This is a genomic window from Mesorhizobium sp. L-8-3, from assembly GCF_016756615.1.
Lineage (GTDB): Bacteria > Pseudomonadota > Alphaproteobacteria > Rhizobiales > Rhizobiaceae.
On the sequence record NZ_AP023262.1, the window covers coordinates 7,632,712 to 7,647,092 of the forward strand.

The 14,381-nt window shown below is 67.5% G+C and carries 12 protein-coding genes; 10 read left to right on the top strand and 2 right to left on the bottom strand.

Going from position 1 to position 14,381, the window contains the following annotated elements; all coding sequences use genetic code 11:
• Positions 1–95 precede the first annotated feature (95 nt).
• Genes JN302_RS35250 through JN302_RS35295 form a run of 10 tightly spaced genes read left to right on the top strand, consistent with a single transcriptional unit; the run spans position 96 to position 11,040 of the window.
• Positions 96–905, top strand: a complete 810-nt coding sequence (locus JN302_RS35250) for a CoA transferase subunit A (protein ID WP_202330662.1) — start codon at positions 96–98, stop codon at positions 903–905.
• Complete coding sequence (locus JN302_RS35255; RefSeq protein ID WP_202330663.1) at positions 902–1,663, top strand: CoA transferase; 762 nt, start codon at positions 902–904, stop codon at positions 1,661–1,663. The genes JN302_RS35250 and JN302_RS35255 overlap by 4 nt, the downstream gene beginning before the upstream one ends.
• Before the next feature lie 27 nt (positions 1,664–1,690).
• Entirely contained in the window at positions 1,691–2,890 is a 1,200-nt protein-coding gene (locus JN302_RS35260) for a CaiB/BaiF CoA transferase family protein (RefSeq protein WP_202330664.1), read from the top strand.
• Between the two features lie 7 nt (positions 2,891–2,897).
• The gene (locus JN302_RS35265; RefSeq protein ID WP_202330665.1) at positions 2,898–3,959 is read left to right on the top strand and encodes a 2-hydroxyacid dehydrogenase; all 1,062 of its coding nucleotides are present in this window, start codon (positions 2,898–2,900) and stop codon (positions 3,957–3,959) included.
• Between the two features lie 18 nt (positions 3,960–3,977).
• Positions 3,978–4,655, top strand: a complete 678-nt coding sequence (locus JN302_RS35270; RefSeq protein WP_202330666.1) for an L-fuculose-phosphate aldolase — start codon at positions 3,978–3,980, stop codon at positions 4,653–4,655.
• Positions 4,656–4,664: 9 nt separating this feature from the next.
• Complete coding sequence (locus JN302_RS35275) at positions 4,665–6,179, top strand: FGGY family carbohydrate kinase (protein WP_202330667.1); 1,515 nt, start codon at positions 4,665–4,667, stop codon at positions 6,177–6,179.
• Positions 6,176–7,726, top strand: a complete 1,551-nt coding sequence (locus JN302_RS35280; protein ID WP_202308947.1) for an acetolactate synthase large subunit — start codon at positions 6,176–6,178, stop codon at positions 7,724–7,726. Before JN302_RS35275 ends, JN302_RS35280 begins: the two co-directional genes overlap by 4 nt.
• Before the next feature lie 19 nt (positions 7,727–7,745).
• Positions 7,746–10,058, top strand: coding sequence for a molybdopterin guanine dinucleotide-containing S/N-oxide reductase (locus JN302_RS35285; RefSeq protein WP_202330668.1), 2,313 nt, complete (start codon positions 7,746–7,748; stop codon positions 10,056–10,058).
• Positions 10,059–10,071: 13 nt separating this feature from the next.
• Complete coding sequence (locus tag JN302_RS35290; RefSeq protein ID WP_202330669.1) at positions 10,072–10,641, top strand: peroxidase-related enzyme; 570 nt, start codon at positions 10,072–10,074, stop codon at positions 10,639–10,641.
• Positions 10,642–10,644: 3 nt separating this feature from the next.
• Positions 10,645–11,040 carry a rhodanese-like domain-containing protein gene (locus tag JN302_RS35295; protein WP_202308950.1) on the top strand — a complete coding sequence of 132 codons (396 nt, stop codon included), beginning with the start codon at positions 10,645–10,647 and terminating at the stop codon, positions 11,038–11,040.
• A gap of 25 nt (positions 11,041–11,065) precedes the next feature.
• Here the strand turns inward: JN302_RS35295 and pdeM are convergent, their stop codons facing one another.
• Together pdeM and JN302_RS35305 are read right to left on the bottom strand one after the other, a co-directional pair.
• Positions 11,066–11,773, bottom strand: coding sequence for a ligase-associated DNA damage response endonuclease PdeM (gene pdeM / locus JN302_RS35300; RefSeq protein WP_202330670.1), 708 nt, complete (start codon positions 11,771–11,773; stop codon positions 11,066–11,068).
• The gene (locus tag JN302_RS35305; RefSeq protein ID WP_244846105.1) at positions 11,770–14,292 is read right to left on the bottom strand and encodes a ligase-associated DNA damage response DEXH box helicase; all 2,523 of its coding nucleotides are present in this window, start codon (positions 14,290–14,292) and stop codon (positions 11,770–11,772) included. Before JN302_RS35305 ends, pdeM begins: the two co-directional genes overlap by 4 nt.
• Between the last annotated feature and the right edge of the window lie 89 nt (positions 14,293–14,381).

The window sequence follows — 14,381 nt, forward strand, 5'->3', positions numbered from 1 at the left end:
TACCCTGATTTTCAGAAAGCTGTTCTGTATTATAGAACACGCGGGGCGCGCCGGGAAACTCTTATGTGCCGGCGGCGTGACACGGGAGGAGCAGGGTGTCGAGCGACCTTCGCAAACTGGCGAAGCACATCGAGCCGGGCATGCGCATTGCGCTGCCGGTCGACTATGCCGGCGTTTCCATGGCGATGACGCAGCCCATCATCGAGCATGGCGCGGGCGACCTGGATCTCGTCTGCGTGCCGACCGGCGGGCTGCAGGTCGACCAGCTCGTCGGCGCGGGCCTCGTCAGGTCGGTCGAGACCAGCGCGGTGTCGCTTGGCGAGGCCGGCGGCGCTCCCCGCTTCAACCAGGCGGTGAAAGACGGCGCCATCCGGCTCAGGGACGCGACGTGCCCGGCGATCCATGCCGGCCTGATGGCGGCGCAGAAGGGCAGTCCCTTCGTCCCGCTCCGGGGCCTGATCGGCACCGACGTGCTGCGCTACAGGGACGACTGGCGCGTGATCGACAACCCCTTCGCCGGAGCCCCGGACCCGATCGTGCTGATCCCCGCGATCACGCCTGATGTCGCGGTGTTCCATGCGCCGATGGCCGACCGCCACGGCAATGTCTGGATCGGACGGCGGCGCGAGCTCGCGGCAATGGCCTACGCCTCGCGGACAACCCTCGTCACAGTCGAACGCCTGGTCGAGGGCAGCCTTCTCGGCAACGAGACGACCGCCGCCGGCACCCTGCCCGCCCTCTATGTGACGGAGGTCGCGGTCGCGCAGAAGGGCGCATGGCCGTATGGTTTGTGGGGCGAATACCAGACCGACACCGGCGAGATCCTGCGCTACGCGAAGGCGGCCAGAACGGCGGAAGGTTTCGCCGACTATATGGCGCGGGCACAGACGGAGCCCGCGAAATGAAGGAAGTTCTCCCCCGCGAGGTGCTGATCTGCACCATCGCGCGACTGCTCGACGGAGTCCGCCATGTTGCGGTCGGCGCATCCTCCCCCATGCCGGCCGCGGGCGCGATGCTTCTTCGCGCCCTGAAGGAAAAGATGGGCGCCCCCGCGGTGCGTATCTCCGTCCTCGGCTCCGTCGAGCACAACTTCTTCACCAACGGCTCGACAGAGCTGTTCGATTGCGCCGGCCAGGGGCGAATCGACGCCTTCTTTCTCGGCGGCGGTCAGATCGACGGCCGCGGCAACGTCAATCTCGTAGGCGCCGGCGACTATCCCCGCTCGAGCGTGCGCTGGCCGGGTTCCTTCGGCGCGGCCTATCTCTACTTCGTGGTTCAGCGCGTCATCCTGTTCCGCGAGGAGCACACGCCTCGGGTCTTCGTCGACAAGGTCGATTTCGTCAGCGCGCCGGGCGTGAGCGACGATGGCGTCTATCGTACCGGCGGTCCCTACGCGCTCTTGACCGGAAAGGCGCTGTTCCGATTCGACCGGACGCGGCCGGGCTTCGCCCTGGAAAGCGTTCACCCCGGGCACGACTTCGCCGAAGTGAGGCAGGCGACCGGCTTCGAGTTCGCGCATGGCGAACGGCCGCCGCAGACGGAGCTGCCCGACGCGTCGACGCTTGCCCTGCTGCGCGGCCGCGTGCTGGACGAACTGTCCGAGACCTATCCGGAATTCGCCGCACAGATGCGCCAGGATCTGGGCCGCGCGCGTCCCGCATAAGCAACCCGATCAGCTCGAGACGATTTGATGACTTCCAATGCAGGTTCCCTTGCCAGCCTCAAGGTGATCGACGCCAGCCGCGTGCTGGGCGGCCCCTATGCCGGGCAGGTTCTCGCCGACCATGGCGCTGACGTGATCAAGATCGAGCCGCCGGCCGGCGACGAGACGCGCGGCTGGGGACCGCCTTTCCTCAACGGAACAGCGAGCTACTTCCTCGGCCTCAACCGCAACAAGCGCGGCATGGCGCTCGACCTGGCTCGGCCGGCCGGCCAGGAACTGCTGCTCGCCCTGCTGGAGACCGCGGACGTCTTCATCGAGAATTTCAAGACCGGGACGCTCGAGCGCTGGGGACTGACGCGCGAGGAACTGACCCGGCGCTTCCCCCGGCTGGTTCATTGCCGCGTCTCGGGTTTCGGCGCCGACGGTCCGCTGGGCGGCCTGCCCGGCTACGACGCGGCGATCCAGGCGTCGGCCGGCATCATGAGCGTCAATGGCGAGCTCGGCGGGCAACCCTTGCGTGTCGGTCTTCCGGTCGTCGACATGGTGACCGGGCTCAACGCCGTGGTCGGCATCCTGATGGCACTCAACGAGCGGGCGAGCAGCGGCAAGGGGCAGTTCGTCGAGACGACGCTCTATGATTGCGGCGTTTCGCTGCTGCATCCGCATCTTCCGAACTATTACCTCTCCGGCAAGGTCGCGCAGCCGTCGGGCAACGCGCATCCGAACATCTGTCCCTACGACACGTTCGAGACCGGCACCGACCCGATCTTCCTCGCCGTCGGCAACAACCGCCAGTTCGCGACGCTCTGCGAGATCATCGGGCGCCCGGATCTGCCCAAGGATCCGCGCTTCGCCTCGAATGGCGAGCGCAATCTCAGCCGGGACGTCCTGAAGAGCGAATTGGAGTCGGCGTTGCGCGCATTCGAATGCGGGCCGCTCGCGGACAGGCTCATCAAGTCGGGCGTACCATGCGGGGCCGTGCGCACCATCGACCAGGTCGTGGCCGAACCGCATACGCGGCATCGCGAGATGGTGGTCGACATCGGCGCCTATCGCGGCACCGGAAGCCCGATCAAGATGTCCCGAACGCCGGCTTCCTACAGGCTGGCCCCTCCGGGCTTCGCCGAGCATACGGACGAGATCCTCGAAGAGCTGGCGATTGACGGCGAGCGTTACCGCGAGGTCCTGCCGGGCCTCGATCCGGAAACGAAAACGAAGAGGGCGTGAGACGACCATGAACGCGATCACCCATGCCGGCACACTGACGATCGGCATCATCGGCGACGGCTTCATGCAACCGGCCTTCTTCGAGCAGGCCCTGTGCAAGGGGCTGGCCGGCCGCGCGGTCCGATACAAGCACATGCAACTCGACTGGCCGCTCAAGGTCCAGTCGACGAAATTCGATCCGTCGCTGCCGGTGGCGGAATTCGTCGGCCGGCCGGAGCATTATTTCGACTTCATCGCCGACCTCGACATCCTGGTCACCCATCTCGCGCCGATCACGGCGGAGAGCCTGAAACGCGCACCCAAGCTGAAGATCATCGCCGTGTCGCGCGGCGGGCCCGTCAACGTCGAAATGGCGGCGGCCCGCGACCGCGGCATCACCGTGGTCAACACGCCGGGACGCAACGCCTCGGCGGTGGCGGAGTTCACCGTCGCCTCGTTGCTGGCGGAAACGCGCAACATCATCCGCGGGCACCTGACCGTCGCGGCCGGCGAATTCCGCCGCGAGTTCTATCATTTCGACCACGCCGGACCGGAACTGTGCGAGCTGACCGTGGGAATCGTCGGCTACGGCGACATCGGCACGCGCGTCGCGCGGCTGCTGAGGCCCTTCGGCTGCCGGATCGTCGTCGCCGATCCCTTCAAGCAGCTCACGGCGGAAGATCTGGCCGCGGGGATACGGAAGGTCGAACTCGACGAACTCCTGCGCCAGGCCGACGTCGTGACCCTGCACCCGCGCGTGACGCCACAGACAAAAGGCATGATCGGGCGCGCACAGATCGAATCCATGAAGCCCGGCGCCTATATCGTCAACACGACCAGGGGCCAGGTTCTCGACTATGCTGCGCTCTACGACGCGCTCGCCTCGGGCCATCTCAAAGGCGCGGCGCTCGACACTTTCGATCCAGAGCCGCCGCCGGCGAACTGGCCGCTGCTCAGGCTGCCCAACGTCACGCTGTCGCCGCACATCGCCGGCGCCTCCCGCTATTCGGTGACGAAGGCGGCAGACATGATCGCGACGGATATCGGCTTGATCCTGAACGGCAGGCCGCCTCTCTACCCGACGAAATGAACAAGGACCGGACCCGCCATGACGAGCGAAGAACTGGCTCTCCGCACGGAACTGATCGAAGCCTGCCGCAGCATGAACCGGCTGGGGATCAACAGGGGCACCGCCGGCAACATCAGCGCCCGTTACGGCGACGGATTCCTGATCTCGCCTACCGGCATTCCCTATGAGAAGCTCGAGCCAGAGCATGTGGTGGCGATGAACTGGGACGCGACCTTTTCGGGCGACGTCCTGCCGTCGAGCGAATGGCGCTTCCACCGCGACATCCTCAGGGCGAGGCCGGACCTCAACGCCGTGGTTCACACCCATTCGACGCACGCGACCGCGGTGTCGATCCTGCAGAAGGACATCCCCGCCATTCACTATTCGATCGCCGCGGCCGGCGGCCCGACCATCCGATGCGCGCCCTACGAGATCTTCGGATCGCAGGCGCTCGCGGACAGGGTCGTCAAGGCGCTGGAAGGAAGACGTGCCTGCCTGATGGCGCATCACGGCGTCATCGCCGCTCACGTGTCGATCGCGCGCGCCCTGGCGCTTGCGGTGACCGTGGAGCAGCTTGCGCAGCAATATATGCTGTGCCTTCCCCTCGGCGAGCCTCCGATCCTTTCGGACAGCGAGATCGCCGACGTGCTGGAGAAGTTCAAGACCTACGGGCAGCAGGGCACCGCCGCGCTCGAGGGATTGCGCCAGGCCTCCTGATCCGCCGCCATGGACTCCATCCTGCTCTGCCTCGACTCAGGCACCACTGCCGTGAAGGCCGCAGCCTTCGACCGGCATGGGCGGTTGCTGGGCACGGTCGAACGTGAGAACCGGGCCCTTCGCCGGGACGGGCCGAATGTCGAACAGGACATGGAGATCACGCGCGACGACGCGCTTGCGGTCCTGCGCGCATGCGCCGTTCAAGCCGGCGGAACGGTCGGCGGCATTGTGGTGGCGGGCCAGGGCGACGGGCTCTGGCCGGTCGACGTCGCAGGACAGCCGGTCGGCCGCGCCTTCACCTGGCTCGACGGACGCTCGCGCCCGATCATCGCGGAACTGGACGGCGCGGGCGCGCTCGAGCGCATCCGCGCCATCACGGGCTCGCGTCCCACCGCCGCCTCGCAGAGCGTTCAGCTTCTCTGGCTGGCCCGAAACGACCCGAGCCGGCTGGATCGGATCGCCCACGCGCTGCGTCTCAAGGAGTGGCTGTTCCTGTCGCTGACCGGAAGCCTCCTTGGCGAACCGGGCGCGGCGCTGCCGGTCTGGGGCGACTGGCGGACCGGAACCGTGCGCGACGACGTCGCAGGGCTCCTGAACCTGCCGCGCGGCTCGGAACTCCTGCCAGATTTTCTCCCCGTGGGAGAATGCCGGGCCGCGCTTTCCGGGCGCGCGGCCGAGGCCACCGGACTCTTGTCCGGGACGCCGGTCCTGCTCGGGCCCGGCGACGTGCAGGCGACGCTCATCGGCCTGGGATTGGGCATTCGCGCGAGCGTGACGCGCGCGTCGATCTTCGGCACCAGCGCCATCCATGCGTGCCATACGCGCGACCCATCCGCCCTGCCGGAACAGCCAGGCGGCGCCATGATCCAGCAGTTCGTGCTCGGAGATGGCTATCTCTGTTTTCATCCGAGCTTCAACGGCGCTTCGTTTCTCCAGCATGTCAGACGCATGTTCGCCGGCGTGCCGGAAACGGTCGAGCCGAGCTATTCGTCGCTGTTGTTCCACCCCTTCTTCGAAGCGGGCGGCGAGCGGGCGCCGTTCACGGATCCCGACGCGGCCGGCGCCGCGGTCGGGCTGACCGCCGTGACCAGACCCGAACAGATCGCATGGGCCGCGCGCGAGGCGCTGGCGTTCGTCGCGCGCAAGAGCCACGACATGATGAACGCGCCCGCCGGCGCGCTTTCGATGGGCGGCGGACTGGCGGCCGACACGAACTTCGCGCGCTTCCTCGCCACCGTGACCCGATCGCCGGTGAAGCGCCCGCCGAGCGGGCACGCCGGGCTGCGCGGACTGGCCGCGATCGGCGCGAAATTCTTTTACGGGGAAAGCGACGCGGCCCTCGCCGAACGCTGGATCGGCGCTGCCGCCGAGGTGGTTCAACCGCAGAGCGGAGAGGTGGCGGATTATGCCGACGGCAAGTTCGCCCTGTTTTCGCAACTCGCCGATTCGGTATCGCCTGCCTGGGCGGACATGTCGCGCATCCGCGACAGCGCGGAAGGATTGATGGGAAGTCGAGGAACATGAACGGCGCGGACCTGCTGTGCGAGACGCTTCTCGCCAACGACATCGACATATGCTTCGCCAATCCAGGCACGTCGGAAATGCACTTCGTCGCCGCGCTCGATCGCCAGCCGAGGATGCGTTGCGTGCTGGGCCTGTTCGAAGGCGTCGTGACGGGCGCCGCCGACGGCTATGCGCGGATGGCGGACAAGCCCGCCGCGACGCTGTTGCATCTGGGCCCCGGCCTCGCCAACGGTCTGGCCAATCTCCACAATGCGCGCCGGGCGCACTCGCCGATGGTGAACATCGTCGGCGAGCACGCGCTCGACCACCTCCGATACGACGCGCCCCTCACGACCGACATCGACGCCCTGGCCTGGCCGATGTCGAACTGGGTGGGCCGGGTGGAGACCGCCGAAACCGTCGGCGCGAGAACCGAGGATGCGATCCGTGCCGCCCGGACCGCGCCGGGCGGGATCGCGACGCTGATCCTCCACGCCGACGCAGCCTGGAACCCGACATCGGCCGCCCCACCCGCCAGGGTCACCCTCCCGGCGCCCGTCGCCCCGGACGACCGGCGTGTGAGGGCGGCCGCGGACGCCCTGCGCAACGGACGCCGCACGACGCTCATCGCGACCGGCCTGGCCTTGCGCGCGCCGCAGCTCGAACTGCTCGACCGTATCGCAGCCAGGACCGGTGCGCGCCTTCTCGCCCAGCAATCCAACAGCCGCATGCAGCGCGGCGCGGGACGCGTCGCGGTCGACCGGGTGCCGTATGTCGTCGACAAGGCGGTCGCCGCCCTTGCCGATACGGAGCAGGCGGTGCTGGTCGGCGCGAAGGCGCCGGTCGGCTTCTTCGCCTATCCGGGCAAGCCGGGCAGCATGCTGCCCGAGGAATGCCGCATCCTCGAACTCGTCGAACCGGGCGAAGACATCGTCGCGGCGGTCGAGCTCCTGGCGGATATGTCGGGCGCGACGGCCGGCCCGGCGCCGAGGCTCGCGCCGCGCATGCGACCGGAACCCGTGACGGGCCGGCTCACGCCCGACGCGATCGCGATCGCGCTGGCGCACCATATGCCGGCCGATGCGATCATCTGCGACGAATCGGTCTCCTCGGGCCGCGACTTCTTCGGCAAGACCTATGGCGCGGAGCCGCATGATTTCCTGCAGCTCACCGGCGGCGCGATCGGCATCGGCATGCCGCTGGCGGCCGGCGCCGCGATCGCTTGCCCCGACCGGAAAGTCATCACGCTGCAAGCGGACGGCAGCGGCATGTACACGCTGCAGGCGCTGTGGACGCACGCCCGCGAAGCGCTCGACGTCGTGACCATCATTTTCGCCAACAGACGCTACCAGATCCTGCATGGCGAGTTGAAGAATGTCGGGGCGGGCGAACCCGGACGAAACGCGCGCCGCATGCTCGACCTCGACAATCCAGAGCTCGATTGGGTACGGCTCGCGGCAGGCATGGGCGTCGAGGGCGCATCGACGGACACGGCGGAAGGATTTGCCGAGCTTCTCAGGACCGCCTGCACGCGCAAGGGGCCATTTCTGATCGAGGCGCGCATCTGAAGGCGGACGGAGACGGAGCATGGGCACGATCAGACGAGTACCGCATTGCAGCCATTGGGGCGCCTACACGATCCTCGTCGACGGCGGTGAGATCGTCGGCGTCGAGCCGTTCGAGCACGATCCCGCTCCCTCGCCGATCATCGGGTCGATCCGTGAATGGGCGAAACCGGAGCGTCGCGTGCTTCGGCCGATGGTTCGTTCCGGCTGGCTGGAGAAGCGAGGGCGAAGCGACCGCCGCGGGCGCGGGCGCGAGAAGTTCGTCCCGGTGGGATGGGACGAAGCGACCACTCTGGTCGCCGACGAGATCCGGCGCGTGTCGGGCACGTTCGGCAACGAGTCTATTTTCGCGGGATCGTATGGCTGGACGAGTTGCGGCCGGTTTCATCACGCCTCGTCGCTCCTGAAGCGCATGCTCAATCTGGCGGGCGGCTACACCGGACATGTCGACACCTATTCGATCGCGGCCGGGCCGGTGATCCTGCGCCACACACTCGGCGACGACAGGGCCTGCGGCGGGCAGGCCAACACGCTGGACACGATCGCCGAACATACCGACACGCTGGTGGTGTTCGGCGCCCTGTCGCCGCGCACGGCGCAGACCGAGGCCGGCGGCATCGGAAGCCATTCGCTCGAAACCCACCTGAAGCGGATCGCGGCGCGGGGCACCAAAGTGGTCCTGGTCTCGCCGCTCAGGGACGACGTACCGGACTGGGTCGACGCGGAATGGTGGCCGATCCGCCCCAACACGGACACCGCGCTGATGCTCGGCCTGGCCGGCGAGATCGTCAAGGCCGGCCGGCATGACAAGGCATTCCTCGAACGGTGCACCAGCGGCTCCGACCGTTTCCTGCGCTACCTCGACGGCAGCAAGGACGGTCAACAAAAGGATGCGGCCTGGGCGGCCGACATCACCGGGCTCGACCGCGACGCCATCGTGGACCTTGCCCGGAGTCTCATCGACACCCGCAGCATGCTGACGGTGAGTTGGAGCCTGCAACGCGCCCACCACGGCGAGCAGCCTTTCTGGGCAGCACTCGGCCTTGCTTCCATCGTCGGCCAGATCGGGCTGCCGGGCGGCGGCGTCGGCTACGGATACGCCTCGCTCGGCGGCGTCGGCGCGCCGATCAATCTCGGCAGGTCGCCCGCGATCTCGCAGCTTGCAAAGCCGATCAACAGCTTCATCCCGGTCGCACGCATCAGCGACATGCTTCTCAATCCCGGCGGCCGGTACACCTATGAGGGCGAGGCCAGGACCTATCCCGACATCCGCCTCGTCTACTGGGCCGGCGGCAATCCATATCATCACCACCAGGATCTCAATCGCCTGGAAGACGCCTGGACGAAGCCCGAGACGATTATCGTCCAGGACCCGATGTTCACCGCGACGGCGCAACGCGCCGACATCGTCCTGCCGGCGACGACCTCCATCGAGCGCAACGACCTCGCGGGCAACAAGCGCTCGGACTTCATCCTCGCGATGCGCAATGCGATAGAACCGGTCGGGCAATCACGCAGCGACTTCGACATCTTCAATGCGATCGCCATGAAGCTCGGAGTGGGCGAGCGCTTCAGCGAGGGACGCGACGAGATGGGCTGGCTGCGCCATCTGTACGAGGTGAGCCGCAGCGACGCGGCGAACCGGCTCGGCTTCGATATGCCCGATTTCGACGCCTTCTGGGAAGCCGGCTACGCGCGCTGCCCGACCAAGGCCGAACACACCTACCTGGCCGAGTTTCGTGAACATCCCGAGGAATTCGCGCTCGACACCGAAAGCGGCAGGATCGTGCTCGGCAGCGAGTTGCTGGCCAGGCTGGACTATGCCGACTGCCGGCCGCACCCGGCATGGATCGAGCCGGCGGAATGGCTGGGCAACGCCGGCGATCCGCACCGGCTCCATCTGATCTCGCACCAGCCCGCCGGACGGCTGCACAGCCAGCTCGAGACCGGCGAATCGAGCGTCGCCATGAAGCGCAACGGCCGCGAACAGGCGCGCATCAATCCGCGGGACGCCGCCGTTCTGGATATCGAGGACGGCGCGACGATCCGCGTCTGGAACGACCGCGGCGCGAGCCTCGCGACGGCCTGGGTTACGGACACCGTGCGCCCGGGCGTCCTCGTCCTGCCGACCGGGGCCTGGTTCACGCCGTCCGGCAACAGCGGGCTGGAGATGGCCGGCAACCCCAACGTGCTCACGCTCGATGTCGGCACGTCGCAGTTCGGCCAGGGCTGCTCGGCCCATACCTGCCTCGTCCATGTCGAGCCCTATGCGGGCGACGCCAGCGACGCGTTCGAGACATATCACGAGAAACTGGTCGCGCTTGCGGCCGTCTGACAGGAGGAATGAGATGACCCTGCCCGCAATCAGCCGCTTCCCGGTTCCCGAGATCAAGGATCTTCCCGAGGACATCCGTACACGCATACTCGCAGTCCAGGAGAAATCCGGCTTCGTGCCCAACGTCTTCCTGACGCTTGCCTATCGCCCCGACGAGTTCCGCGCCTTCTTCGCCTATCACGACGCGCTGATGGACAAGCCCGGACCGATCACCAAGGCCGAACGGGAAATGATCGTGGTGGCGACGAGCAACGCCAACCAGTGCCAGTACTGCGTCGTCGCCCACGGCGCGATCCTGCGCATCCGCGCCAAGAACCCGCTTGTCGCCGACCAGGTCGCGATCAACTACAGGAAGGCCGACATCACGCCGCGCCAGAAGGCAATGCTCGACTTCGCCATGAAGGTTTCGGCGCGCGCGCAGGAGGTCGGCGACGACGACATGGACACGCTGCGGTCGCACGGCTTCACCGACGACGACATCTGGGACATCGCGGCGATCGCCGCCTTTTTCGGCATGTCCAATCGGCTGGCCAACGTCACCAGCATGCGCCCGAACGACGAATTCTATGCGATGGGGCGCTGAGCGATGGCCAAGGGCTACAAGGACATGCTGGCCGAAGCCGACGCGGTCGTCCGCTCGGTCAGCGTCGACGATATCGCCGCGGACGCCGGCAATGCCGACATCGTCATGGTCGACATCCGAGATCCGCGCGAACTGGAGCGGGACGGCATGATCCCCGGCGCGTTCCACGCGCCGCGCGGCATGCTGGAGTTCTGGATCGACCCGGAAAGCCCCTACCACAAGCCGAAATTCGCGGAAGCCAAGACATTCGTCTTCTATTGCGCGTCCGGCTGGCGCTCGCTGCTTGCGGCCAAGGTCGCGCAGGAGATGGGGCTGGAGGCACGCAGCATGCGGGGCGGCTTCTCGGAGTGGCGCAAGACCGGCCATCCGGTCGCCGAGAAGGCGAAGCACGGTCATTGAGGCGCCGGTTACCTGCTGACAGCGCTCAACCCGGCCTGAGCATCGAGCCGGCAATGGCATAGATGCGGACCGTGCCGAGCATGTAAGCCATCAGCGTCTCGCGCAGGAACAGGCCGGCATAGGCCCGGTCGAGCACATTGAGAGAGCCGGTGAACGAACCGAAGGCCGGCATGATCATGCGCCTGCCGTCGCTGGCGAAACAGCGGCGGCGCACCGAACGGCCGCGCTGGACGATGCGCGCGCAGGGATGGAGGTGACCGGCCACCTCGCCCTCGACCGTCGAAGCGGAGGGTTCGTGGCGGAAGACGAGCCCGCCAATGGCTACCTCGTCCACCGTTTCGCCGGGCAGGCCGCGCGGCGCCACCGGATCGTGATTGCCCGTGATCCAGAACCAGTCGCGCCCCGCCGCCATCGCGGCAAGCCGGTCGCGAAACGGGTCGGGCAACCGGCCGGAGCCCTCCGGGTCATGGAAGCTGTCGCCCAGGCTGATGACGATGCGCGGCGCATAAGCCTCGACGACCGCTCCGAGGCGTTCGAGCGTCGCGGCGGTGTCGTAGGGTGGCAGCAGCACGCCGCGGCGGGCGAAGGAAGACCCCTTCTCCAGATGCAGGTCGGAAACGGCGAGCAATTCGAGCGCAGGAAAATAAAGCACTCCGCGCGGATCGCAGATCGCGCGTTCGCCAGCGATCTCGATGCAGCCGGCCACCATCTCGCCTTTCGACCGTCCCTTCATCCTCTTCCCAGCGCTTCCTCGACCAGGTCGGCCGCTTCCATGAGCAGCGTCTCGTTGGCCTCGCCCCGCACGGATTCCTTGCCGATCTCCAGCATGATCGGCACGGCCAGCGGCGAGATGTGTTCGAGATCCTTATGCACGATTCGCCCCTGTGTGCGGGAGAGCATGTCGGCCACTCTCCTGACATCGAGCAGCCCGCTGGCGGCGTCGGCACGCGTGGCCTGGAGCAGGATGTGGTCGGGCTCGTGCGTCCTCAGGACGTCGTAGATCAGGTCGGCCGAGACCGTGATCTGCCGGCCGGTCTTTTCCCTGCCGGGATGACGCTGCTCGATGAGGCCGGAGATGACCGCACAGGTGCGGAAGGTGCGCTTCAGGAGGTAGCTGTCGGCCAGCCAGGCATCGAGGTCGTCGCCCAGCATGTCCTCGTCGAAGAGCCGGGCAAGCGAGGGAGCCTTGCGCCGGAACATCGCACCCATGTCGTCCAGGCCCCAGACCGCGATCGAATAGTCGGTGGCGACGAAGCCCAGCGGCCGGCCGCCGGCGCGATCGAGCCGCCGCGTCAAGAGCATGCCGAGCGTCTGATGCGCCAGCCGGCCCTCGAAGGGATAGGCGACCAGATAGAAGCGGTTGCCGCGCGGAAAGGTCTCGACCAGGAGATCGCCGCGCTTCGGCAGGACGGATTTCTCCTTCTGGATGCGCAGCCAGTCGGACACCTGCTCCGGCAGGCGCTGCCAGCGGTCGGGATCGGCCAGCATGGCGCGGACCTGATCGGCCAGATAGGTCGAGAGCGGGAACTTGCCGCCGGCATAGACGGGAACCTTGGGATCGCCGCCGGCGGCGTTGGAAACGAAACAGTCGCTCTCCCGCATTCCCTCGAAACGCAGCACCTTGCCGGCGAAGAGGAAGGTATCGCCCGGCGAAAGCGTCTCGATGAAGTACTCCTCGATCTTGCCGAGCACCGGCCCGCCGCGTGCGGCCATGCCGCGTCCGCCGCGCACATAGCGGATGTTCAGCATCGGCGATTCCACGATGGTGCCGATGTTCAGCCGGTACTGCTGGGCGACCTGAGGGTTGGACACCCGCCAGCGGCCGTCCTTGGTCGGCCTTATGCGGGCGTAACGCTCATAGCCGCGCAGGGCATAGCCGCCGGTGGCGACGAAATCGACGACCCGGTCGAACTGCTCGCGCGGCAGGGCGGCGTAGGGCGCTGCCCCGACGATCTCGGCATAGAGTTCATCCGGCGAGAAAGGCGCTCCGCAGGCGCTGCCCAGCACGTGCTGGGCGAGCACGTCGAGCGCGCCCGCCACCAGCGGCGGCGTGTCCTGCGCGCCGAGATAGTTGGCGTCGAGCGCTGCCTGGCATTCCAGCACCTCGAAGCGGTTGGCCGGTATCAGGATCGCCTTGGACGGCTCGTCCATACGGTGATTGGCGCGGCCGATGCGCTGGGCGAGACGGCTCGCCCCTTTCGGCGCGCCGACATGGACGACGAGATCGACATCGCCCCAGTCGATGCCGAGATCGAGCGTCGAGGTGGCAACGATGGCGCGCAGGCTGTTCGTCTCCATCGCCTTTTCGACGCGGCGGCGCTGCCCGACATCCAGCGAACCGTGGTGCAGCGCGATCGGCAGGTTGTCGTCATTGGCACGCCAGAGCTCCTGGAACAGCAACTCGGCCTGGCTCCGCGTATTGACGAAGAGCAGCGTCGTCCGGTGCCTGCGGATCGCCTCGTAGATCTCGGGGATGGCGTAGCGGGCCGAATGGCCGGCCCAGGGCACGCGTTCCTCCGAATCCAGGATCGAGATCTCCGGCCTGGCGCCGCCGGCCACGGTGATCACCTCGGCCATGGCGCCTGATGGCTTCTGGCCGACCAGCCAGCGCCGCAACGCGTCCGGCTCCGCGACCGTCGCGGAAAGGCCGATCGCCTGCAGGCGCGGCACGAAGCGCCGCAGCCTGGCGAGGCCCAGCGACAGGAGATGGCCGCGCTTGGAGGTGACGAGCGAGTGGAGTTCGTCGAGCACCACATAGCGGAGGCCGGCGAAGAAGCGCTCCGCATCGGCCGAGGCGATGAGAAGCGCGAGCTGCTCCGGCGTCGTCAGCAATATGTCCGGCGGCACCAGCTTCTGGCGCTGCCGCTTGTGGGCCGGCGTGTCGCCGGTGCGGGTCTCGATCGTGATCGGCAGCGCCATCTCGCCGACCGGCTTGCCGAGATTGCGCTCGATATCGACGGCCAGCGCCTTGAGCGGCGAAATGTAGAGCGTGTGGATGCCGCGCCGCGCTTCGCCTGGCCGGCGCTTGGGCCGCGTGGCGAGATCGGTGAGCGCCGGCAGGAAACCGGCGAGCGTCTTGCCCGCGCCGGTCGGCGCGATCAGCAGCACGGAGCGCCCCGCCTGCGCCGCAGCCAGCAGGTCGATCTGATGGGCGCGCGGCGACCAGCCGCGCTTCCCGAACCATTTGACAAAGGGTTCGGGAAGAAGGCCTGCCGCGCCTTGAGGTTCGAGGTCGTGGGCCGATCGGTTCACGGACGCCGGTGCGCTTCCGCTTTCCTCCGGATCGCGGAAGCGCTCTAGCTCTTTGTCTTTACGCAATTCCGGACGCACAACCGCTGTCC

Excerpts from the sequence above, each read along its gene's own strand:
- JN302_RS35255 (WP_202330663.1), top strand. The coding sequence starts at position 902 with ATGAAGGAAGTTCTCCCCCGCGAGGTGCTGATCTGCACCATCGCGCGA.
- JN302_RS35260 (WP_202330664.1), top strand. The coding sequence starts at position 1,691 with ATGACTTCCAATGCAGGTTCCCTTGCCAGCCTCAAGGTGATCGACGCC.
- JN302_RS35265 (WP_202330665.1), top strand. The coding sequence starts at position 2,898 with ATGAACGCGATCACCCATGCCGGCACACTGACGATCGGCATCATCGGC.
- JN302_RS35270 (WP_202330666.1), top strand. The coding sequence starts at position 3,978 with ATGACGAGCGAAGAACTGGCTCTCCGCACGGAACTGATCGAAGCCTGC.
- JN302_RS35275 (WP_202330667.1), top strand. The coding sequence starts at position 4,665 with ATGGACTCCATCCTGCTCTGCCTCGACTCAGGCACCACTGCCGTGAAG.
- JN302_RS35280 (WP_202308947.1), top strand. The coding sequence starts at position 6,176 with ATGAACGGCGCGGACCTGCTGTGCGAGACGCTTCTCGCCAACGACATC.
- JN302_RS35285 (WP_202330668.1), top strand. The coding sequence starts at position 7,746 with ATGGGCACGATCAGACGAGTACCGCATTGCAGCCATTGGGGCGCCTAC.
- JN302_RS35290 (WP_202330669.1), top strand. The coding sequence starts at position 10,072 with ATGACCCTGCCCGCAATCAGCCGCTTCCCGGTTCCCGAGATCAAGGAT.
- JN302_RS35295 (WP_202308950.1), top strand. The coding sequence starts at position 10,645 with ATGGCCAAGGGCTACAAGGACATGCTGGCCGAAGCCGACGCGGTCGTC.
- pdeM (WP_202330670.1), bottom strand. The coding sequence starts at position 11,773 with ATGAAGGGACGGTCGAAAGGCGAGATGGTGGCCGGCTGCATCGAGATC.